This is a genomic window from Ideonella sp. (genome assembly GCF_041914305.1).
Classification (GTDB): Bacteria; Pseudomonadota; Gammaproteobacteria; order Burkholderiales; family Burkholderiaceae_C; genus Ideonella.
Map to the genome: position 1 here is coordinate 82,444 of NZ_JAYSDQ010000006.1, position 20,417 is coordinate 102,860.

General features: G+C 67.3%; 18 protein-coding genes. 6 read left to right on the forward strand and 12 right to left on the reverse strand.

The window, feature by feature from the left end; genetic code table 11:
* Nucleotides 1-34: 34 nt before the first annotated feature.
* Together ACE3SG_RS09940 and ACE3SG_RS09945 are read left to right on the forward strand one after the other, a co-directional pair.
* Nucleotides 35-484: a hypothetical protein gene (locus ACE3SG_RS09940; RefSeq protein ID WP_374564627.1), complete on the forward strand. Its 450-nt coding sequence runs from the start codon at nt 35-37 to the stop codon at nt 482-484.
* A 97-nt stretch (nt 485-581) separates the two neighbouring features.
* Nucleotides 582-1,901: a patatin-like phospholipase family protein gene (locus ACE3SG_RS09945; RefSeq protein WP_374564629.1), complete on the forward strand. Its 1,320-nt coding sequence runs from the start codon at nt 582-584 to the stop codon at nt 1,899-1,901.
* Here ACE3SG_RS09945 and ACE3SG_RS09950 read toward each other — a convergent pair.
* The 7 genes from ACE3SG_RS09950 to ACE3SG_RS09980 form a co-directional block, all read right to left on the reverse strand.
* Nucleotides 1,859-2,248 (reverse strand): ComEA family DNA-binding protein, encoded by a 390-nt coding sequence (locus tag ACE3SG_RS09950; protein WP_374564631.1) that lies wholly within the window; start codon nt 2,246-2,248, stop codon nt 1,859-1,861. The genes ACE3SG_RS09945 and ACE3SG_RS09950 overlap by 43 nt on opposite strands.
* A gap of 59 nt (nt 2,249-2,307) precedes the next feature.
* The gene (locus tag ACE3SG_RS09955; protein ID WP_374564633.1) at nt 2,308-3,243 is read right to left on the reverse strand and encodes a porin; all 936 of its coding nucleotides are present in this window, start codon (nt 3,241-3,243) and stop codon (nt 2,308-2,310) included.
* A gap of 55 nt (nt 3,244-3,298) precedes the next feature.
* Nucleotides 3,299-4,441, reverse strand: a complete 1,143-nt coding sequence (locus ACE3SG_RS09960) for a branched-chain amino acid ABC transporter substrate-binding protein (RefSeq protein WP_374564635.1) — start codon at nt 4,439-4,441, stop codon at nt 3,299-3,301.
* Between the two features lie 122 nt (nt 4,442-4,563).
* Nucleotides 4,564-5,268, reverse strand: a complete 705-nt coding sequence (locus tag ACE3SG_RS09965) for an ABC transporter ATP-binding protein (RefSeq protein ID WP_374564899.1) — start codon at nt 5,266-5,268, stop codon at nt 4,564-4,566.
* 31 nt (nt 5,269-5,299) lie between these two features.
* Nucleotides 5,300-6,076, reverse strand: a complete 777-nt coding sequence (locus ACE3SG_RS09970; protein ID WP_374564636.1) for an ABC transporter ATP-binding protein — start codon at nt 6,074-6,076, stop codon at nt 5,300-5,302.
* A gap of 13 nt (nt 6,077-6,089) precedes the next feature.
* Nucleotides 6,090-7,181 (reverse strand): ABC transporter ATP-binding protein, encoded by a 1,092-nt coding sequence (locus tag ACE3SG_RS09975; RefSeq protein ID WP_374564900.1) that lies wholly within the window; start codon nt 7,179-7,181, stop codon nt 6,090-6,092.
* 22 nt (nt 7,182-7,203) lie between these two features.
* On the reverse strand, nt 7,204-8,133 hold the full coding sequence (locus tag ACE3SG_RS09980; protein WP_374564638.1) for a branched-chain amino acid ABC transporter permease: 930 nt from the start codon (nt 8,131-8,133) through the stop codon (nt 7,204-7,206).
* A gap of 306 nt (nt 8,134-8,439) precedes the next feature.
* Between ACE3SG_RS09980 and ACE3SG_RS09985 the strand changes: the two genes are divergently transcribed.
* Both ACE3SG_RS09985 and ACE3SG_RS09990 read left to right on the forward strand, forming a co-directional pair.
* A complete protein-coding gene (locus ACE3SG_RS09985; RefSeq protein WP_374564640.1) occupies nt 8,440-10,299 on the forward strand; it encodes an ATP-binding protein in 1,860 nt (619 codons plus the stop codon).
* Nucleotides 10,292-11,629 (forward strand): sigma-54-dependent transcriptional regulator, encoded by a 1,338-nt coding sequence (locus ACE3SG_RS09990; RefSeq protein WP_374564642.1) that lies wholly within the window; start codon nt 10,292-10,294, stop codon nt 11,627-11,629. The genes ACE3SG_RS09985 and ACE3SG_RS09990 overlap by 8 nt, the downstream gene beginning before the upstream one ends.
* A gap of 27 nt (nt 11,630-11,656) precedes the next feature.
* Here the strand turns inward: ACE3SG_RS09990 and ACE3SG_RS09995 are convergent, their stop codons facing one another.
* From ACE3SG_RS09995 to ACE3SG_RS10015, 5 genes are all read right to left on the reverse strand, one after another.
* Nucleotides 11,657-12,802: an FG-GAP repeat domain-containing protein gene (locus ACE3SG_RS09995; RefSeq protein ID WP_374564644.1), complete on the reverse strand. Its 1,146-nt coding sequence runs from the start codon at nt 12,800-12,802 to the stop codon at nt 11,657-11,659.
* Nucleotides 12,803-13,103: 301 nt separating this feature from the next.
* The gene (locus tag ACE3SG_RS10000; RefSeq protein WP_374564646.1) at nt 13,104-14,081 is read right to left on the reverse strand and encodes an amino acid ABC transporter substrate-binding protein; all 978 of its coding nucleotides are present in this window, start codon (nt 14,079-14,081) and stop codon (nt 13,104-13,106) included.
* Complete coding sequence (locus tag ACE3SG_RS10005) at nt 14,078-16,456, reverse strand: helicase C-terminal domain-containing protein (protein ID WP_374564648.1); 2,379 nt, start codon at nt 16,454-16,456, stop codon at nt 14,078-14,080. The genes ACE3SG_RS10000 and ACE3SG_RS10005 overlap by 4 nt, the downstream gene beginning before the upstream one ends.
* 76 nt (nt 16,457-16,532) lie before the next feature.
* Nucleotides 16,533-17,042, reverse strand: a complete 510-nt coding sequence (locus ACE3SG_RS10010) for a pyridoxamine 5'-phosphate oxidase family protein (protein WP_374564650.1) — start codon at nt 17,040-17,042, stop codon at nt 16,533-16,535.
* A 96-nt stretch (nt 17,043-17,138) separates the two neighbouring features.
* A complete protein-coding gene (locus ACE3SG_RS10015; RefSeq protein WP_374564652.1) occupies nt 17,139-18,137 on the reverse strand; it encodes a LysR substrate-binding domain-containing protein in 999 nt (332 codons plus the stop codon).
* A 115-nt stretch (nt 18,138-18,252) separates the two neighbouring features.
* Between ACE3SG_RS10015 and ACE3SG_RS10020 the strand changes: the two genes are divergently transcribed.
* Nucleotides 18,253-19,116 (forward strand): alpha/beta hydrolase fold domain-containing protein, encoded by an 864-nt coding sequence (locus tag ACE3SG_RS10020; protein WP_374564654.1) that lies wholly within the window; start codon nt 18,253-18,255, stop codon nt 19,114-19,116.
* A gap of 25 nt (nt 19,117-19,141) precedes the next feature.
* Nucleotides 19,142-20,404 (forward strand): efflux RND transporter periplasmic adaptor subunit, encoded by a 1,263-nt coding sequence (locus tag ACE3SG_RS10025; protein ID WP_374564656.1) that lies wholly within the window; start codon nt 19,142-19,144, stop codon nt 20,402-20,404.
* Nucleotides 20,405-20,417: the final 13 nt, after the last annotated feature.

The following is a 20,417-nucleotide window of genomic DNA, read 5'->3' on the forward strand; positions in this document are numbered from 1 at the left end:
CAGCTCGCCCATCGGGATGTTGATGATGAGATCGATGAAAGAAACCTCCTTTGCCCACTCGGCCGCACGCGCCGCGGTTTGCACGTTGACGCTGGCTGCCGTGGGCCTGGTCGGCCTGCTGGCCAGCCCGGCCTCGCGTGCCGCCGACGTGGGGGTGTCGATCTCGGTCAGCCAGCCGGGTGTCTACGGCCGCATCGACATCGGCCGCTTCCCGCAGCCGGAACTCATCGTCCCGCAGCCGGTGGTCATCCGCCAGCCACGCGTGGTGGTGGCGCAGCCAGTGCAGCCGGTCTACCTGTGGGTGCCGCCGGGCCACCAGAAGAACTGGGGCAAGCACTGCTACCGCTACAACGCGTGTGGCGTGCCGGTCTACTTCGTGAAAGAAGAGTGGTACCGCGCGCATGTGGCGCCCGCTCCGATGATGGACCGCCGCGGCCCGCCCGAGCACGCTCAAGGCCGCGGTCGTGGCCACGGGCACGACTGAGTCTTGCGCGCCGGGGTTCTGCCCCCTCAAATGAGGCGCGCTTACCTTGCATTTGGGGCTTTCGGCCCCGACCGGCCGACCTAGACTGGTCGGCATCATGCAGCCCTCCGCCACGCCTGTCACTGGCCTGATCCTCACCGGTGGTGGCGCGCGTGCGGCGTACCAGGTGGGCGTGCTGCGGGCCCTGGTCACCATTCGCCGCCAGTGCGTGGCGCCCGAGGGCAACCCGTTTCCGGTGATCGCCGGCACGTCTGCCGGCGCGATCAATGCCGCCGCGCTGGCTGGCGACGCGGACGATTTCGAGCAAGGCGTGGCCAAGCTGGTGTCGATCTGGCAAGGCTTCCACGCCGAGCAGGTCTACCGCTCGGACTCGATCGGCGTGATCCGCTCCGGTGCCCGTTGGCTGACGATGATGTCCATCGGCTGGGTCATCGCTCGCTGGCGCCGGCTGAAGCCGCGTTCGCTGCTGGACAACGAGCCACTGGCCGGTCTGCTGGAGCGGATGGTGCGGCTCGAGCGCATCCCGGAGTTGATCCGAGACGGGCACCTGAAGGCCTTGGCGGTCAGCGCGTCGAGCTACACCTCGGGCGAGCACGTGACCTTCTACAACGCTGCCGAAGAGGTGACGGCCTGGGTGCGCTCGCAGCGCCGCGCGGTGCGCGACCATATCGGGCTGCCGCACCTGCTGGCGTCGTCAGCCATTCCGTTTGTCTTCCCGGCCAAGCAACTGACCATCGATGGCGAGCCGGAGTGGTTCGGCGACGGTTCGATGCGCCAGGCGGCGCCGATCTCGCCGGCCATCCACCTGGGCGCCGAACGCATCCTCGTGATCGGTGCCGGCCGCATGCACGAGCCGCCCGGAAAGCGCCAGGTCAGCGGTGACTACCCGACGATGGCGCAGATCGCTGGCCATGCGCTGTCGAACATCTTCCTCGATGCACTGGCGGTTGATTTCGAACGCCTGCAGCGCATCAACCGCACGCTGCAACTGCTGCCGGCCGAGGCACGCGAGAAGAGTGCACTGCGGCCGATCGACGTCTTGCTGATCGCCCCCAGCCAGCGCCTGGACGACATCGCCGCCCGGCATCTGGACGCCTTGCCGCGCACCATTCGCACCCTGCTGCGCGGCGTTGGGGTCAGCGGGCAGGGCAGCGCTGCCCGTGGCGCGGCGCTGGCCAGCTACCTGTTGTTCGAGGCCGATTTCACCCGCGAACTGATGGACCTGGGCGAAAGCGACACGCTGGCCCGCCGCGACGAGGTGGCTGCGTTTTTCGGCTGGGTGCCGCGCTGGCCTGCTGCCAGCGAGGAATCAGCAGCGCCGGCGAAGCGGCATGCATCGGCGGTCACGGACCCACTGACGCCGGAAACCGTGCACTACTTTGCCGGCGCCGAGGCGGCCGTACCGCTGCCGGCCTGACTGATCGCGTAAGGCTGTCCCGCCACGCGCAAACCGGCGGCAGAGAGCCGGGTGGCATGGCTCGGACCGATGCCTTTCATGCGGCCGATGAAGTCTTCCCAGCTGTCGAAGCGGCCTTGCGCCCGTTCGGTCAGGATGCGCTCGGACAACTGCGGCCCGATCCCTTTGACCATCTCCAATTCGGCTTGGTTGGCTAGGTTCAGGTCGGTCGTGCGTGGCGAGGCGGCCAGTGCCAGCGCTGCCAGGCAGGATCCGAGGGCACCCAGGAGCGCGCGGACCAGGAAGCCATGAGAAATCGAGCGCTGTTGCATCGGTGTAAGCATGCCACGATGCAGATGACCGTCCATGAAAAAAGCCGTACCGGTTGCCCGGTACGGCTTTCAGTTCGGATCAGACCGGAGTCGGATCAGAAGTTGTGGCGGATGCCCAGAGCGAAGGCGTTGTAGTCGCCACCGTACACCGCCGCGTCGCCATCGCTGATACGGGTGTAGTAGCCGTACACCTTGGTGCGCTTGCTCAGGTTGTAGTTGTAGCCGGCCGTCCACTGGGTGGCAGCGCTGTTGCTCACGTTGTCGTACTCGCCTGCGCGGCCAACGTTCAGGTGGAACTCCGAAGCGCCCATCGCGTACATACCGGCCACGCGGAAGTAAGTGCGATCACCGAAGCCAACACCGTACATGTCGGTGTCGCGCTGGACGAGTGCACCGATGGTGAACGCACCCAGTTCATAGAGGCCGCGAATGCCGAGTTGCTTCTGATCGCCTTGCTTTTCGTAGCCAAAGCCAAGGTGCAGAGGACCGTTGTCGTAGTTTCCCGCCACATCGTAGTTGCGAGAGGTCGTCGACGAACCTTCGGCCACGGAGCCTTCGAACTGGAAGCCGCCGAAAGTGGGCGACATGTATCCGACCTTGTTCTGGGTCGTGAACTTCGTGGCGTAGAGCGCGTCCGACGAGTCGCCCGTGTCGTGGTTGTGCATGCTGATGTAGTCAGCCAGCGCATAGTACGAACCCGGGAAGAAGGTGCCGAGCCGCACCTTGCCAAAATTGCCGCTCAGGTTGACTTCGGCTTGGCGGCCCCAGAAGGTGGCAGCAGCCGTGCCGGTGGTCGGGTCGAAGCCATGCTCGATCTGGAAGCCGGCCTTCAGGCCGCCACCCAGGTCTTCCGTGCCCTTGAAGCCGATACGCGACGAGTTGTTGTGGACGTCGCTTTGGCGGTCTTCGTCACCGACCTTGATGCTTTCGACCGTCACGTTCAAGCGGCCGTACACGGTCACCGACGACTGGGCGAAGGCGCCAGAGGCGGCCACAGCGGCCAGCAGGCCGAGCGCGATTTGCTTATTCATGTGAGTCTTCTTTCCTCTCGTTTAGGGGGGAACCCGAATTCTGCCTAAGCCTGTCTCAGCGGACGACTGCGATCTGCTCGCGCTTGTCTGCTTTGTAGGTAAAAAGCGTCAGTGCCCCGTTCTTGATGTCGCCCTTATCGTCAAAAGCGATAGTTCCAGTCACGCCCTTATAACCAGAAGTTTTAGCGAGTGCCGGCAGGTACACCTTCGGATCGGCGGAGCCGGCCTTGACCATCGCGTCGACCATCACCATCGTGGCGTCATAGACGTACGGGGCGTAGATCTGCACGTCGGCGTTGAACTTCTTCTTGAAGTCGACCTTGAACTTCTCCATCGCCGTCTTCTGCGCGCCTTCGACGCCACCGGCTTCAGCGCACACGACCTGGCCGTCGGCCATCGCGCCCGCGGCCAGCTTGGGCAGCTCGCCCGAGCAGATGCCGTCGCCGCCCATGAACTTGGCGGTGATGCCCAGTTGCTTCATCTGGCGGATCATCGGGCCGGCCACCGCGTCCATGCCGCCGTAGAACACGACGTCGGGCTTGGCGGCCTTGATGCTGGTCAGGATGGCGGTGAAGTCCGTCGCCTTGTCGTTGGTGAACTCACGCTTGGCGATCGCGCCGCCAGCGCCCTTGACACCCTTTTCGAACTCGTCGGCCACGCCTTGACCGTAGGCGGTGCGGTCGTCGATCACGGCGATCGTCTTGCCCTTGAGCTCGGTCACGGCGTACTTGCCCAGCGTGCCACCCAGGTGCACGTCGTCAGCCACCACGCGGAAGGTGGTCTTGAAGCCTTGGCGGGTGAACTTGGGGTTCGTCGCCGAGGGGCTGATCTGCGGGATGCCAGCGTCGGAGTAGACCTTCGAAGCCGGGATGGAGGTGCCCGAGTTCAGGTGGCCGATCACGCCGTTGACCTTGGAGTCGACCAGCTTCTGCGCGGCAGCGGTGCCTTGCTTGGGGTCGCCAGCGTCGTCTTCGGCCAGCAGCTCGAACTTGGCCTTCTTGCCGCCGATGGTCACGCCCTTGGCGTTCAGCTCATCGATGGCCATGCGTGCGCCGTTCTCGTTGTCCTTGCCCAGGTGGGCAATCGCACCGCTGGTCGGCCCCACATGGCCGATCTTGACGACCACGTCTTCAGCCATCGCGGTGCCGACAAATGCCAGGCTGATCGCGGCAACGCTCCAGTTCAGATTGAACTTCATTGAGGTCTCTCTCTCCGTCGTGGGTTGGCGGATGCGATGACGCCCGGCTTGTGGCCGGGCAGAGGCACGCGGGTGTTGCCTCTCACCGATCCCTTTGGTATGACCCGCTGAACTGTTTGGCGCTACTCGCCGAGGTAGGCTGCCCGAACTTTCGGATCTGCCAGCAACTGCTTGGCGGGCCCGCTCATGGTGACCTCGCCGGACTCCATGACGTAGCCGCGGTTGGCCAGGCTGAGGGCGCGGCTGGCGTTCTGCTCGACCAGCAGCACGGTGGTGCCTTGCTTGTGGATGGTGTCGATGACCTCGAAGATCTTGTCGACCATGATCGGGCTCAGGCCCATGCTGGGCTCGTCCAGCAGCAGCACCTTCGGCCTTGCCATCAGCGCTCTGCCCATCGCCAGCATCTGCTGCTCGCCGCCGGACATCGTGCCGGCCAGCTGCAGCGCCCGCTCTTTGAGCCGCGGGAAGATGCCGAACACCTTGTCGATGTCGGCCGCGATCTCGGCCTTGTCGTTGCGGGTGTAGGCACCCATCTGCAGGTTCTCGGTGATCGTCATGCGGGTGAAGGTGCCGCGCCCTTCGGGCACCATCACCAGGCCCTGGCGGGCCAGGTCCCAGGCCCCTTGGCCCTTGATCGGCTTGCCCAGGAACTCCACCGAGCCGGCCGCGATCGGCTGGATCCCGGTGATCGCCTTCAGCGTGGTCGTCTTGCCGGCACCGTTGGCGCCGATCAGGCTGACCAGTTCACCCTGGTGCACCTCGAAGCTCGCGCCCTTGACCGCCTGGATGCCGCCGTAGGCGACCTTCAGCCCGCTGACCTTGAGCATGGTCTGTTGTGTCATGTCTTGTTCCTTGTGCTCAATGGGCTTTGTGACCGGCGCCCAAATAGGCTTCAATGACCTTCTCGTTGCGCTGCACGTCGTACGGCGTGCCCTCGGCGATCTGCTTGCCGTAGTCCAGCACCGTCACCCGGTCGCACAGCCCCATCACCAGCTTCACGTCGTGCTCAATGAGAAGAATGGTCCGGCCGTCCTTGCGGATGCGGTCGATCAGCTCTCTCAAGACCACCTTCTCGGTCGCGTTCATGCCCGCTGCGGGCTCGTCGAGCGCGATCAGCTTCGGGTCGGTGGCCAGGGCTCGGGCGATCTCCAGCCGCCGCTGGTCGCCGTAGCTCAGCGTGCGGGCCTTGAACTCGGCGTACTTGCCGATGCCCACGTACTCCAGCAACTCCCGGGCGCGCTGGGTGATCTCGGCTTCTTCCTTCTTGAAGCCCGGGGTGCGGAACACCGCGCCGATCAGGCCCGAGTGGCTGCGCACGTGGCGCCCGACCATCACGTTCTCCAGCGCCGTCATCTCGGCAAACAGGCGAATGTTCTGGAAGGTGCGCGCGATGCCGGCCTTGGCCACCTCGTGCACGGTGGTCGGGGTGTAGGGCTGGCCACCGAGCTCGAAGCTGCCGCCGTCGGGCGTGTACAGCCCGGTGATGACGTTGAAGAAGGTGGTTTTACCGGCACCGTTGGGGCCGATCAGGCCATACACCTGGCCCGGCTCGATCGTGATGCCCACGTCCGACAGGGCCTGCAGGCCGCCGAAGCGCTTGGACACGCCGTTGACTTTGAGAACGGATGTGCTCATGTTGTTGTTCTCCTCACTTGGCCGTCACGGGCGTCGGGGCCGCCTTGCCGTGCTCGGGGCTGGGCCACAGGCCACGCGGGCGCAGCAGCATGATCACGATCATCGCCAGCGCGATCAGCAGCTGGCGCAGGATGGCCGCATCGAGCCGGCCGTCGGTCAGCTGTTGCAAGGGGCCGGCCACGTAGCGCAGCACCTCGGGCAGGGCCGACAGCAGCAAGGCGCCCAGGATCACCCCGGGGATGTTGCCCAGGCCACCCAGCACCACCATCGCGACGATCATCACCGACTCCATCAGCGTGAACGACTCGGGCGAGACGAAGCCCTGGAAGGCCGCGAACATCGCGCCCGACACGCCGCCGAAGGTGGCGCCCATGCCGAAGGCCAGCAGTTTGAGGTTGCGGGTGTTCAGCCCCATCGCCTTGGCGGCGATCTCGTCTTCGCGGATCGCCATCCAGGCGCGGCCGATGCGCGAGTTGGCCAGGTGGGTGCACACGATCACCGAGCCGACCACCAGCGCCAGGAACAGGTAGTAGTACAGCGCCACCGGCGGGATCTCCAGCCCCGCGAAGTGCAGCGTCTTGGAGAAGTCCAGCGCGCCGATGCTCATCGCGTCGATCTGGCTCACGCCGCGCGGGCCGTTGGTGATGTTGATCGGGTACTCCAGGTTGTTCATGAACACCCGGATGATTTCGCCGAAGCCCAGCGTCACGATGGCCAGGTAGTCGCCGCGCAGTTTCAGCGTCGGCGCACCGAGCACCACGCCGAACAGCCCCGCCAAGCCGGCGGCCAGCGGGATGACCATCCAGATCGGGGTGTGCAGCCCGTTGGGGAACGCCTCCTTGATCCACGGGAAGTTGTCGGTCAGGTGGGGGCTGGCCAGCAGCGCGAACATGTAGGCGCCCACCGCGTAGAAGGCCACATAGCCCAGATCCAGCAGGCCGGCGTAGCCGACCACGATGTTCAGGCCCAGCGCCAGCAGCACGTACAGCAGCGCCAGCGCCATGATGCGCACCCAGCCCTGGCCGAACTGCGCGGCCACCAGCGGCAGCGCCATCAGCGCCACCGCGGCGATCAGGAAGACGATCAGCTTGGTTTGTTTGTTCATGTCTTGCATGGTTGCCTCCTGATCAAGCGCGGTCCGCGACGCGTTCGCCCATCAAGCCGGACGGACGCAGCGTGAGCACCAGGATCAGCACCAGGAAGGCGAAGATCTCGACGTACTGGCTGCCGAAGACACCGCCGGTGAGCTGGCCGAGGTAGCCGGCGCCGATGGCTTCGATCAGGCCCAGCAGCACCCCGCCGACCATTGCGCCGGTGAGGTTGCCGATGCCACCGAACACCGCGGCCGTGAAGGCCTTCAGCCCGGGCAGGAAGCCCATCGAGTGCTGCACGGTGCCGTAGTTGTTGGCCCACATGATCCCGGCGATGGCCGCCAGCGTGGCGCCGATGATGAAGGTGGCGCTGATGATGTGGTCAGGGCGCACGCCCATCAGGCCCGCCACGCGCGGGTTCTCGGCGGTGGCGCGCATCGCGCGGCCGAGCTTGGTCTTGTTGACCAGCCACAGCAGCGCGGCCAGCACCACCACCGTGGTCACCAGGATCACGATCTGCGTGGGCGTGATCACCGGGCCCGCCTCCCACAGGAACAGCGGGTCTTGCGGCAGCAGCGGCGGGTAGGGCTTGGGGTTGGGCTTCCACAGGATCATGGCCAGCGTCTGCAGCAGCAGGCTCATGCCCATCGCGGTGATCAGCGGCGCCAGGCGCGGCGCGTTGCGCAGCGGCCGGTAGGCGATCTTCTCGACCGCAAAGTTCAGCGCCGAGCACGCGATCACTGCGGCGATCAGCGAGATCAGCAGCAGCAGCCACCCCGGCCAGCCGGTGTCGGCCAAGGCCTGCACCACCGTCCAGCTCGTCAGCGCCCCCACCATCAAGATCTCGCCGTGCGCAAAGTTGATCAGCGAGATGATCCCGTACACCATCGTGTACCCCAGCGCCACCAGCGCGTACATGCTCCCCAATACCAATCCGTTGATGATCTGTTGTACGAAGATATCCATTGATGTGCTTTCGCTTCGGCCGTTGCCAGCCACCGCGGCTGATAGAGCACAGGTTGTGCCAACATGTTTTTTCCGCGGGTAAGCCCGGACAAAACCGGCCTGTTGACCCCCATTTCGGGGCTTGAAGCGCCGAGGCGCTGAACAAACAGGGCGGAAATCCGCACTGGCGCCAAAAGTACCGGTGTGGATTTCCGCCCACCTGCTTGAGCGGCTGTTTTCGAGCGGCTTTCAGGGCCGCCGGCCGTGCACCGAAGCCACAGGCTTTGACCCACGGGCGGGCGCGAGTTGGGCACACTACGGTGCCTGATGCCGACCCGTGACTTTCTATCGCCCCATGCGTTGCAGCTGCAGCGGGCGGCCCCCCAACTGATTGCCTTGCTGACCGTGGCGCTCGTCGTGGTCGGCATGGTGATGGGCTATCGCATCAGCGAACGCAGCGGCCTGGCGGATCTGGCGGCGGTGGCCAGCGAGCGGCTCGAGCTGTACGCGTCGAACCTCGAGACCGAACTGGCGCGCTATGCCTACCTGCCCAGCCTGATCGCGATCGACGAGGACGTGCAGGCGCTGCTCGACGATCCGCACAACGCGCAGGTGCAGCAGCGCGCGAGGCTGAAGCTGGCGCGCGTGAACGTGCGGGCCGGCTCAATCCTGATCTTCGTGACGGCGGCCGATGGCGAGGCGCTGGCCGCCAGCAACGGCTACCAGCGCCACGGCGATGTGCCGGGCGGGCGCACGCCGCTGCCCGAAGCCGCACGCAACCTCGGTGAAGACGCGGTGGACTTCTTCGCCTCCAACGAAACCGACGGCACCACCGACTACTACTTCGTGTACCCGGTGCGCCGCTCGGGCACCTACCGCGGCCACATCGTCGTCAAGGTGAGCCTGGCGCCGCTCGAAGCCACCTGGGTCGACCTGGGCCTGCGCTCGCAGAGCGAGAAGCTGCTGGTGGTCGACCAGAACGACGTGGTCATCATGTCGTCGGTGCCGGCGTGGAAGTACCGCATGCTGGGCTCGGTCAACGTCGAGGCGCTGCAGTCCTCGGGGCGGTATGTGGGCGCCACGCTCGCACCCTTGGGCATGTCGATCGAGCGCAGTGCGGAGTCTGGCTCGACGGTGGTGCGGCTGGCCGACGTGCAGAGCGCCGGCCACAGCCTGCACCTGGCGCAAGAGCGCCCGGTGGTGCCGCTGGCGGTGCGCCTGATGACCTTGTCCGACCCGCTGGATGTGTGGCGCCGGGCGCGTTATGCCGCCTGGGGCGGGGGCGCCGGCGGGGCGGTGCTGGGCTTGTTGGCGCTGTACTGGCTGCATCGCCGGCGCGCGCTGCGGCAGCTGTTCAGGGCGCGCAACGCCTTGCAGCAGGCACACGACCAGCTCGAACGCCAGGTCGACGAACGCACCCGCGAGCTGCGCACCACCAACGACGAGCTGAAGCGCCAGATCGCGCAGCGCCTGCAGGCCGAAGACGAGCTGATGCAAGCGGGCAAGCTGGCGGTGCTGGGCCAGATGTCGGCCGGCATCTCGCACGAGATCAACCAGCCGTTGACGGCCCTGCGCGCCTTGTCGCGCAACACCGCGCTGCTGCTGCAAAGCGGCCGCACCCAGGCCGTGGCAGACAACCTGAAGCTGATCGACGACATGGCCGAGCGCATGGGCCGCATCACACTGCAGCTGAAGTCGTTCGCGCGCAAGGGCGGCAGCGTCGCGCAGCCGGTGGACCTGGCGGCGGCGGTGTCCAATGTATTGCTGCTGCTCGAACACCGGCTGCGGGCCGAGCGCATCCAGGTGCAGGTCGACGTGCCCGACGCACTGCAGGTGCGGGCCGACACCAACCGCCTGGAGCAGGTGCTGTTGAACCTGTTCACCAACGCGCTGGACGCAATGGCCTCGACGCCCGACAAGCAGCTCAGGCTCAGCGCCCGGGTCGACGACGGCCGGGTCACCGTGCAGGTGGCCGACAGCGGCGAGGGCATTCCCGAGGCCAATCTCGAACGTTTGTTCGAGCCGTTTTTCACCACCAAGCCGGCCGGCCAGGGCCTGGGGCTCGGCCTGGTGATTTCATCGAAGATCGTGCGCGAATTCGGCGGCACGCTGCGTGCTCGGCCCACCGAGCAAGGCATGGTGTTTGAATTCGACTTGGAATTTGCGCAAAAGGAAGTTTATGTTTGAGGGGTTCAAGGTCCTCTTCGTCGAAGACGACCCGCCGGTGCGCATGAGCCTGGCGCAGACACTGGAGCTGGCCGGTCTGGACGTGCAGCCCTGCGGCTCGGCCGAAGACGCGCTGCCGCACATCGCGGCCGGTGCGCAGCTGATCGTCGTTACCGACGTGCGCCTGCCCGGCATGGACGGCCTGGCGCTGCTGGACCACGTGGTCGCCACCGACCCGGGCATTCCGGTCGTGCTGATCACCGCGCATGGCGATGTCTCGATGGCCGTGCGGGCCATGCGCGCGGGTGCCTACGACTTCATCGAGAAGCCGTTCGCGCCCGAGCGCTTCGTCGACACGGCCGTGCGTGCGCTGGACAAGCGGGTGCTGCGCGTCGCGCTGGACGACCTGCGCGCCCAGCTGCAAAAGCGCAGCGGCATCGAATCGGTGCTGCTCGGCAACTCGCCGGTGATGCAAGAGCTGCGGCGCAAGATCGTGCGCCTGGCCGACACCTCGGCCGACGTGATGATCCTCGGCGAGACAGGCACCGGCAAGGAGCTGGTCGCCCGCTGCCTGCACGACCACAGCAACCGGCGTGACCGCAACTTCGTCGCGATCAACTGCGGTGGCCTGCCCGAGACGCTGTTCGAAAGCGAGCTGATCGGCCACGAGCCGGGCGCCTTCACCTCGGCGGCCAAGCGCCGCATCGGCAAGATCGAGCACGCCAACGGCGGCACGCTGCTGCTCGACGAGATCGAGACGATGCCGATGCAGATGCAGATCAAGCTGCTGCGCATCCTGCAAGAGCGCAAGATCGAGCGCCTGGGCTCGAACGAAGAGGTGCCGGTCAACCTGCGCGTGGTGGCCGCCACCAAGTGCGACCTGCGGGCCCTGAGCGACGAAGGCAAGTTCCGCGGCGACCTGTACTACCGGCTCAACGTGGCGGTGCTCGAGCTGCCACCGCTGCGCGAGCGGCGCGAGGACATCCCGCTGCTGTTCGAGCACTTTGCCGGCCAGGCCAGCGCCCGCTACGGCCTGGCCCCGCCCGAGATGACGCCCGAGAAGCTGCGCGAGCTGATGGCGCACGACTGGCCGGGCAACGTGCGCGAGATCCGCAACGCCGCCGACCGCTTCGTGCTGGAGATCGGCGACCTGACCTCGGCCACGACCGGCGTCGCCCCGGTGACGCTGGCGCAGCAGATGGACAAGGTCGAGAAGGCGCTGATCGAGCAGGCGCTGCGCCAGTGCCAGGGCCGCATGCCCAAGGTCATGGAGACCCTGGGCATTGCGAAGAAGACGCTCTACGACAAGCTGCACCGGCACGAGATCGATGTCGACCGGTTCCGGACGTGACGAGGCGGCCGGTGCTGGGCAACGGCGTCACTCGCCCCACTTGATCACGTAGTTCGGCCCGCGGTAGGCAACGCCGCCGTTCAGCAGCAGCACCTTCGAGTCGTCCACGGTCTCGGCCATGTGGCCGCAGCCGCTGTAGGCCTGCGTCTGCTTCTTCATGAACCAGGTCGGCCCCGTCCGGCCCTCGAACACGACGTCCGGCGCAACGTCCTGGAGGGTGGTCTTGCAGTCGCTCTTCTGCAGCACGACATAGACATCCTTGATCCCGTCGCGGTTGAAGTCGCCGATGGTCAGCCACTTGGACTGGTAGATCAGCTTCTTTTCATACACCGGGCTCACGAAATAGGGCTCGTGGCCGGTGTTGAGCCAGATCTGCAGCGCGTTGTTGCCGTTGATCAGCACCAGGTCATCCAGGCCGTCGCCGTTCATGTCTTCAAGCTTCGCGTCGCGCATCTTGACGCTCAGCGCCGGCGACACCAGGCCCGTGAAGTCGCCCGCCTGGTTGTTGATGTAGATGTGCCCCGGGCCGCCCTCGTAGCAGACCAGCAGGTCGTCCCAGCCATCGTGGTTGACATCGCCCTTGCCGGTGCACAAGAAGCCGCGCGGCCCGGTGGCCAGCGTGGTCGCCTCGACAAAGCCGGTGCCGGCCTGGTTGACGAACACATGGTTGATGTTGATCTGGCCGTCCGAGCGGATCGTGGCCTCGTTCGTCACATAGATGTCGGGATAACCGTCGTGGTTGAAATCGAAGAAGACCGGGTATCGGCCGCGGCCGTAGGGGTCTTCTGCGCCGTGCACCGGCATCTTGGTGAACACGTCGCCGGCACTCTGGATCCACAGCTCATTCGGGCCCATGCCATTGCCTCTGTCGGCGCCGACCGTGCAGAACAAGTCCAGCAAGCCATCGAGGTTGAAGTCGGCCGCATCGCACGCGTGGCGGTCGACCCACACGAACTCGTGCGGCGACGGCACGTAGCCTGATTCCGTCCAATACCAGATGCGGTCGTGTTCGTCGTGGCCGCTGATGAATATGTCGTCGTGGCCGTCGTTGTTGAAATCCGCGACGGTCGAACTCCAGGCCTTGGACGTCTCGATGTATTGCGCGCTGTACTGGGCAAACGCAAACAAGGAATGTGCGCACAGCAGCGCGCCTGCAATGGTTTTTGCATACATGGTGTTTCTCCGTTGATCCCTCCGCGCGAGTCTTCAGCGGGACGGATCGTGTCCGCCCGAGCCACCGCTCAAGGTCTTTCTCGCATGCACCTTCTCAGCCGCCTCAGCCGCCCGTTGGGCACGCTGGAACTGCTCGGCTCATGGGCCCATTGAAACCGGCTTGCGGCGGGTGCCACTTGCGCCAGCTCAAAACGTAAGAGGGTGTGCCAAAAACCACGAAACGTGTGGCGGCGCCGCTCGCCGGCCCTGCGTTTCGGTGATTTGGCCGGCGGCAGGCGCCCTGCGCGCCATGCCGTGGGCGTCAGCGGTAGTCCTGCGGGTCCGGCGAATCGGTCGGCTGCCGGATCGCGCGCAGCAACGGCTCGCTCATCGGCATGCGCAGGTTGATCCCCTTGGGCGGGATCGGCGAGAGAAACCACTTGCTGTAGATCGAGTAGACCTCGCCGCTGCGGTACATCGCCATCAGCGTGTCGTCGACCAGTTGCTTGAACGCCGGCTCGTCGCGCGGCAGGCCGATGCCGTAGGGCTCGATCGACAGCGTGTCGTCCGAGATCGTGTAGTCGGCAGGGTTCGGTGCGCTGGCGATCAAGCTGCGCAGCAGCACGTCGTCCATCGCAAAGGCCACTGCGCGGTCGGCCTGCACCATCTGGAAAGCGTCGGTGTCGTCCTGGCCGGCAACGATCTTCATGTCCAGCTTCAGCGCTTCGTTGAGGTTGTTCAGGTAGCGGATGCTGGTGGTGGCGATGGTCGACGCGACCACCTTGCCGCGCAGGTCGTCGAGCGTGTGGATCTCGCTTTGTTTCTTGGCCAGCAGCCGGCTGGCCGCGACGAAGGTCGTGATCGAGAACGCTTGCGTCTTCTGCCGCTCGGCCGTGTTGGTGGTGACGCCGCATTCCAGGTCGACCGTGCCGTTGGCCACCAGCGGCATGCGGGTGGCCGAGCTGACGGCCACCATCTTGACCTCGAGGTCGCGAAGGTCGAGCTTGTGGCGGATGGACTCGACCACCTTGTGGCACAGGTCGATCGAATAGCCGACCGGCCGCAGCTTGGCGTCGAGGTACGAAAACGGCACTGATGTCAGCCGGTGCCCGATCACGATGACGCCGGTGTCGCGGATCTTGCGCAGCACCGCCGATTCGGCCAGGGCCGACGACGGCGCAGCGGCCGGCGCCGCGGCGGCAGACGCCGCGGGCGCGGCGGCCTGCCCGGTGGACGGTGCGGCCCAGACGACCAGCGCGGCCAGCGGCACACCAAGAAGACTTCGAGCCAGAAACGTCATCGGGCCGCCATCATAGTGGCACCCGCTGTAGGGCTATTGCGGGGGCTCACCGCGGGCAGCGCCAGCGTCTCGATGCGCCACCAGGCCGGCAGCAGGCGGCGCACATCGGCCCGCCGAAAACGCTCGTCGATCAGGTGCACGCTGCCGCGATCGGTGGGCGTGCGCAGCACCCGCCCGGCGGCCTGCACCACCTTGCGCAGGCCGGGGTAGAGGTAGGCGTATTCGAAGCCGGCGCCAAAGCGCTGCTGCAGCCGCTCGCGCAGCGCCTCGTTCACAGGGTTCAGCTGCGGCAGGCCGAGCGTGGCGATCAGCGCGCCGATCAGGCGCGAGCCGGGCAGGTCGATGCCCTCGGCGAACGAGCCGCCGAGCACCGCGAAGCCGATGCCGCGGCCCTGCGGCTCGAAGCGGTCGAGAAACGCCTGCCGCGCTGCGTCGTCCATCTGGCGGGTTTGCTGCCAGGTGGGCACTTCGCCGTGGCGGGCGGCGAATTCGGCGGCCACCTGATGCAGGTAGTCGAAGCTGCTGAAGAAGGCCAGGTAGTTGCCAGGCTCTTGCTCATACTGGCGATGGATCAGCTCGGCGATCGGCGCCAGGCTGTCGGCACGGCGGCTGTAGCGGGTCGACACCGCCGGCACGATGCGCACCTTCAGTTGCTCGGCCGCAAAGCCCGAGTCGACATCGAGCCACACGGTGCTCTCGGGCAGGCCCAGCGTGTCGGCATAAAAGCGCGTCGGCGCGAGCGTGGCAGAAAACAGCACCACGCTGCGCGCGGCAGCGAAGCGCGGCTGCAGGAAGTCCGCCGGGGTGACGTTGCGCAGGCAGACATCGGCTTGCGGGGCCTTGCGCCCGTGGGGTGGTGCGTGGGTGGTCACGTCGACCAGCGAATGCGCGGCGTCGAACGATTCGCACAGGCGCAGGTAGTGCAAGGCCGCCCAGTGGAATTCAAGCAACGCCGTGGGCAGCGCGTGCGGCCCTTGCACGCCATCGGCCAGCAAATCGCCGATCCCCTGGGTGCACTGGGCCAACGCCAGGCCCAGCGCGGCGGGTGGCTGCGGCACCACCTGGTACGGCGCGGGTTGCGCACGCGCCAGTGCACGCCAGGCCCGCGCGACGCGGTCGATCGGCTTCTTCAGCGCCGCCGGTGCCACGGCCCGCGCCGCGGCGAACAGGCCCCAGCCCAGCTCGGCCGTGTAGCAGCTGCGGGCGCGCTCGACCAGGTTGTGCGCCTCGTCGACCAGCACCGCGACGCGCCAACCGTGGACGAGCGTCATCGCATGCAGCGATGCGCTGACGTCGAAGAAATGGTTGTAGTCGCCGACCACCACATCGGCCCAGCGCGCCATCTCTTGCCCGAGGTAGTAGGGGCACACCGCATGGCGCTCGGCCACGGCCTGCAGCGCTGGCTTCGACAAGCTGCCGGCGAGCGTGGCCGCCTCGCTGCGGGCGGCGGGCAGGCGATCGTAGAAGCCGCGCGCCAACGGGCAGGACTCGGGGTGACACTCCTTGTCGGGGTGTACGCAGGCCTTGTCGCGCGCCACCAGCTCGACCACACGCAGTGGCCTGGCGCCCGAGTCGCCGAGTGAAGCCAACGCGTCCAGCGCAATGCCACGCCCCGAGCCCTTGGCGGTCAGGAAGAAGACCTTGTCCAGTGCCTGCTCGGGCATCGCCTTCAACAGCGGGAACAGCGTGCCCACGGTCTTGCCGATGCCGGTGGGCGCCTGCGCGGCCAGGCAGTGGCCGTGGCGCGCGGCGCGAAACACCGCCTCGGCCAAGGTGCGCTGGCCTTCGCGGAACGTGCCGTGCAGAAACGCCAGCCGGGCGAGGGCCTCGTCGCGCTGCGCGCGGTGCGCCGCTTCGCTCTCGGCCCAGGCCATGTAGCGCTCGCACAGCGTGTGGAAGAAGCGCTGCAACTCGGTGGCCTCGAACCGCTGTACCAGCGGCGGCGCCTCTTCTTGCCGATCGGCATGAAAGTAGACCAGCGCCACGTTCCAGGCGGTGGCCTGGTGCTTTTCGCACAGCAGCCAGGCGTAGACCTTGGCCTGCGCCCAGTGCAGCTCGCGCTGGTTGGCGGGCATGCGCGCGAGCGAGCCGCGGTAGGTCTTGATCTCTTCGACCAGCTGGCGCTCGGCATCCACGCCATCGGCCCGGCCGCGCACCTGCAGCTGGCGGTGCGTGCCTTGCAGGCTCACCTCGGCGCGGTAGCCGGCACCGCGCGATTGCACCACCCGGCGATGCCCGGCCTGGCCTTGCTCGGCTGTGGGCGACGGCGTGAAGCGCGCGTCCAGGTCACCATGCTTGGCCGCGAATTCGCACAGCGTGCGAACGGCCACGGTCAGCGGCGGGGTGGCGGGGGCGCCGGGTAGGGCGTATGGCATCGGACCGGGGTAATGGCGATATCTGTACGTTCATACAGTATCGCCGCAAGCGCCGGTGGCGCGCCGGCCGGGGTTGCTAAGCCATCCGCACTTCGCCCTGGCGCCCCATCTTGGGCGGTGTGTGGCCCGTCACCGCGGCCTTGCCCATTTCGAACAGCTGGACCAGCTTGTTCTCGTGCACGTCCCAGAAGTGCGCGTGCGTGATGTCCACCCGCACCAGTGCCAGGTCGGGGTCGGTCGGGCCGCCGGGGAACCAGGCCTCGGTCAGCTTGGTCCACAGCTGCCGCTTCTTGGCCACGTCGTCGACGACGGCGGCGTTGCCCGACACCGAGACGTAGGTGTCCTTGCCCGGGTTGGCGTAGGCCACGTTGACGCTCGGCTCGGCGGCCAGCTCAGCCACCGGCTCGCCCTGGCGCGACATGAAGAACCACAGCTTGGTGTCGTGGTCGTCGCGCGAGTTCTGGGTCGTCATCGGCCGCGAGTGCAGGTGGCCGTTGGTGTGGTGGCGCGTGGTGAACATCGCAAAACGGATGTCGCCGATCAGGTCCCACAGCTTGGCCATGTTGTCGGTTTCCGGCGTGTGCATGCGAATCTCCTTGTCTGAGGGGTGAGTCCCTCAGGCTGCCGCATGCACGGCCTGGCCGCTGTAGGCCAACGGCGCACCGTGCAGTCGGAAAGAGCTTCAGTCGGCCATCGCCAGGGCGGCCGGCTCTTGCGTCGCTTGAGCCTGCGCCAGCGCTGCGCTGTGCGGCTTGGGCAGGCTGCACTTGCGGTGGATCAGGTCGCTGCGCGCGAACAGCTCGGCCACCCAGTCGACGAAGACACGCAGCTTCGCGCTCAGGTGCCGGTTGGGCGGGTAGACCACATGCAGCGGCACCGAGTCGGCGCACCAGTCGAGCAGCAGCGGCTGCAAAGCGCCCGAGGCCAGGAAGGGCGCGGCCTGGAAGGTCGACACCCGCACGATGCCCAGCCCCGCCAGGCCCGCGGCCAGGTTGGCGTTCGAGTCGTTGACCGACAGCGCGTGCCGGCCGTGCACTTCGAGCTTCTCGCCGTCCTTGGCGAAGGTGAATGGGTAGACGCGGCCGGTGCGGTGGCCGAAATGGTTGACGACGGTGTGGCGCTCGTCTTCGAGCTCGCTCGGGTGCTGCGGCGTGCCGTGGCGCTTCAGGTAGTCGGGCGAGGCGCAGACGATCAGGTGGAAGTCGCCGATGCGGCGCGCCACCAGCGACTGGTCGGTGATCTCGCCGCCGCGCAGCACGCAGTCGACGTTTTCGCCGATCAGGTCGACCGGGCGATCGCTCACGCCCATGTCGATCTGGATGTGCGGATAGCGCGCATAGAAATCGGGCAGCGCCGGGATCACCAGCAGCTGCGCCACGGTCGAGCCCACGTCGATGCGCAAGCGCCCGCGTGGGCTGACCTTGGCGCGCGTCATGCTCGATTCGAGCTCGTCGATCTCGCCCAGCAGGCGCACCGCGCGGTCGTAGTAGGCGGCGCCATCGGGCGTCACCGTCACACGCCGCGTCGTGCGCTTGAGCAATTGGGTCTCGAGCTCGGCTTCGAGTGATTGCACCAGGCGCGTGACGGTGGGCTTGGGCAGCGACAGCGTGTCAGCGGCCTTGGTGAAAGTGCCCGCTTCGACAACACGCACGAAAGCCTGCATGGCGGCCAGCTTGTCCATTCGATCTCCAGGTCGGTCTGCGGCGCATTGTTCTTCGGCTTGAAATAGTCCTTGAGCTGCGGGGCTATTTGTGGGCGGGCGAGGGCGCCCTATCTTCCATTCACCGTTTTTCTGTGTGAGCACCCCCGCCATGTCCGGCCCCGCCATTTCTTCAGACGACCACCTGCTGGCCGACGCCGAACCGCTGTCGATCCCGCTTGGCAACGGGGCCGACTGCGCGGCGCTGCTGTACCGCGCAGACAAGGCCGACGCGCCGCTGGTGCTGCACCTGCATGCGGGGGCTTTCGTCAGTGCGCCGAGCGAAGGCGTTCCCTGCGTCGTGCGCCTGTTGCACAGCGCTGGCGCGGCGGTCGTGTCGCTGCAATACCCCTTGGCGCCGGAGCATCCGTTCCCCCAGGCGGCCGAAGCCGCGCATGCAGCGCTGGCGCATCTGCACAAGCGCCGCCGCGCCTGGGCCGGGGCCGCGTCACGAATCTTCGTAGCGGGTGAAGAGGCCGGCGGCAACCTGGCCGCGGCGGCCAGCCTGATGGCGCGCGACCGCGCCGGCCCGCCGCTGGCCGGCCAGATCCTGTTCTCGCCGATGCTCGATGTGTGCGTGGCCACGGCGTCGCTGCGGCGCGCGCAGGCTGGCCCGGTGGGCTGCCGCTGGGCCGATGGTTGGCACGACTACCTGCCGCACGCCAACGACGCGCTGCACCCCTATGCCACGCCCGGTGCTGCGGCGCGCCTGGCCGGCCTGCCGCCGACCTTGCTGTTCAGCGCGGCAGACGACCCGTTTCGCGACGAGGCCACCGCGTTCGCCAGCCGCTTGCGCGGCGAAGGCGTGCCGGTGGTGCGCCTGATGTTGCCGCCGCCCACCCACTTTCCCGCGCCCTACATGGAGGCGCCGCCAGCTTGCGACCCGGCCTGGGTGGCCGTGGCCCGAGAGCGCCTGCGCTTGTTCATGCAAGGGCTGCCGACCGAACACCCGAAGAACTGAACGACATCCACCGGAGAAGAACCCCATGAATTCGCCCATCCCCCACACGACCTCGACCTCACCCTCGACCCCGCTGCGCTCGCGCAAGACCACCGCCTGGACGCTCAGCGCCGCGCTCGCCGCCATCGCCGCGGTGCCGATCACCATCTTCGGCCTGCATGGCAACCCGGCCGCGGCCAACGCGCCGGCCGCGGCGCCACCCGCCACCCCGGTCTCGGTGGCCACCGTGACCCGCAGCGACGTGGCGGCCTGGGCCGAGTTTTCGGGCCGGCTCGAAGCGGTCGACCGGGTCGAGATCCGCTCGCGCGCCGCGGGCACCGTGCAGGCGCTGCATTTCCGCGAGGGCTCGCTGGTGAAGGCGGGTGACCTGCTCGCGACCATCGACCCGGCCCCTTACAAGGCCGACCTCGACCGCGCCGAGGCGCAGGCCGCGGCCGCGCAAGCCCGCGTGACCCACCTGCAAAGCGAGCACGCCCGCGCCGAGCGCTTGTGGGAAGAGCAGGCCATCGCCCAGCGTGAGCTCGACGAGCGCACCAACGCGCTGCGTGAAGCGCAAGCCAACCTGCGCGCCGCACAAGCCGCGCTGCAAACCGCGCAGCTGAACCTCGGCTACACGCAGGTGCGCGCGCCGATCGCCGGGCGCATCGGCAAGATCGAGGTCACCCCCGGCAACCTGGTGGCGGCCGGCCCGGGTGCGCCGGTGCTGACCACCCTGGTCTCGGTCAGCCCGATCTACGCCAGCTTCGACGCCGACGAGCAGCTGATCGTCCGTGCGCTGAAAGACCTGCCCGGCGGTGCCAGCGCGCGCGCCCACATCGAGCGCATCCCCGTCGAGCTGGGCACGGCCGGCAGCAGCGACACGCCCTACCGCGGGCAGCTGCAGCTGGTCGACAACCAGGTCGACGCGAAGAGCGGCACGGTGCGGGTGCGCGCCAAGTTCGACAACGCCGACGGCACGCTGATGCCGGGCCAGTTCGCCCGCCTGCGCATGGGCCAGGCCACCGCGGCGCCGGCCTTGCTGATCAACGAGCGCGCGGTCGGCACCGACCAGAACAAGCGCTTCGTCATCGTCGTCGACAAGGGTGACGTGGCCGCCTACCGCGAGGTGACGCTGGGTGCGTCGGTCAACGGGCTGCGCATCGTGACCGCCGGCCTGCAGCCGGGTGAGCGCATCGTCGTCAACGGCGTGCAGCGCGTGCGGCCGGGCTCGCTGCTGGCGCCGCAGAACGTGGCGATGGACGCAAAGCCCGAGCTGCACGCCGAGCGCAGCGGCGCCAAGCCCTCTTGAACGAACAGAACAA

Excerpts from the sequence above, each read along its gene's own strand:
- ACE3SG_RS09940 (WP_374564627.1), top strand. The coding sequence starts at position 35 with ATGAAAGAAACCTCCTTTGCCCACTCGGCCGCACGCGCCGCGGTTTGC.
- ACE3SG_RS09945 (WP_374564629.1), top strand. The coding sequence starts at position 582 with ATGCAGCCCTCCGCCACGCCTGTCACTGGCCTGATCCTCACCGGTGGT.
- ACE3SG_RS09950 (WP_374564631.1), bottom strand. The coding sequence starts at position 2,248 with ATGGACGGTCATCTGCATCGTGGCATGCTTACACCGATGCAACAGCGC.
- ACE3SG_RS09955 (WP_374564633.1), bottom strand. The coding sequence starts at position 3,243 with ATGAATAAGCAAATCGCGCTCGGCCTGCTGGCCGCTGTGGCCGCCTCT.
- ACE3SG_RS09960 (WP_374564635.1), bottom strand. The coding sequence starts at position 4,441 with ATGAAGTTCAATCTGAACTGGAGCGTTGCCGCGATCAGCCTGGCATTT.
- ACE3SG_RS09965 (WP_374564899.1), bottom strand. The coding sequence starts at position 5,268 with ATGCTCAAGGTCAGCGGGCTGAAGGTCGCCTACGGCGGCATCCAGGCG.
- ACE3SG_RS09970 (WP_374564636.1), bottom strand. The coding sequence starts at position 6,076 with ATGAGCACATCCGTTCTCAAAGTCAACGGCGTGTCCAAGCGCTTCGGC.
- ACE3SG_RS09975 (WP_374564900.1), bottom strand. The coding sequence starts at position 7,181 with ATGAACAAACAAACCAAGCTGATCGTCTTCCTGATCGCCGCGGTGGCG.
- ACE3SG_RS09980 (WP_374564638.1), bottom strand. The coding sequence starts at position 8,133 with ATGGATATCTTCGTACAACAGATCATCAACGGATTGGTATTGGGGAGC.
- ACE3SG_RS09985 (WP_374564640.1), top strand. The coding sequence starts at position 8,440 with ATGCCGACCCGTGACTTTCTATCGCCCCATGCGTTGCAGCTGCAGCGG.
- ACE3SG_RS09990 (WP_374564642.1), top strand. The coding sequence starts at position 10,292 with ATGTTTGAGGGGTTCAAGGTCCTCTTCGTCGAAGACGACCCGCCGGTG.
- ACE3SG_RS09995 (WP_374564644.1), bottom strand. The coding sequence starts at position 12,802 with ATGTATGCAAAAACCATTGCAGGCGCGCTGCTGTGCGCACATTCCTTG.
- ACE3SG_RS10000 (WP_374564646.1), bottom strand. The coding sequence starts at position 14,081 with ATGACGTTTCTGGCTCGAAGTCTTCTTGGTGTGCCGCTGGCCGCGCTG.
- ACE3SG_RS10005 (WP_374564648.1), bottom strand. The coding sequence starts at position 16,456 with ATGCCATACGCCCTACCCGGCGCCCCCGCCACCCCGCCGCTGACCGTG.
- ACE3SG_RS10010 (WP_374564650.1), bottom strand. The coding sequence starts at position 17,042 with ATGCACACGCCGGAAACCGACAACATGGCCAAGCTGTGGGACCTGATC.
- ACE3SG_RS10015 (WP_374564652.1), bottom strand. The coding sequence starts at position 18,137 with ATGGACAAGCTGGCCGCCATGCAGGCTTTCGTGCGTGTTGTCGAAGCG.
- ACE3SG_RS10025 (WP_374564656.1), top strand. The coding sequence starts at position 19,142 with ATGAATTCGCCCATCCCCCACACGACCTCGACCTCACCCTCGACCCCG.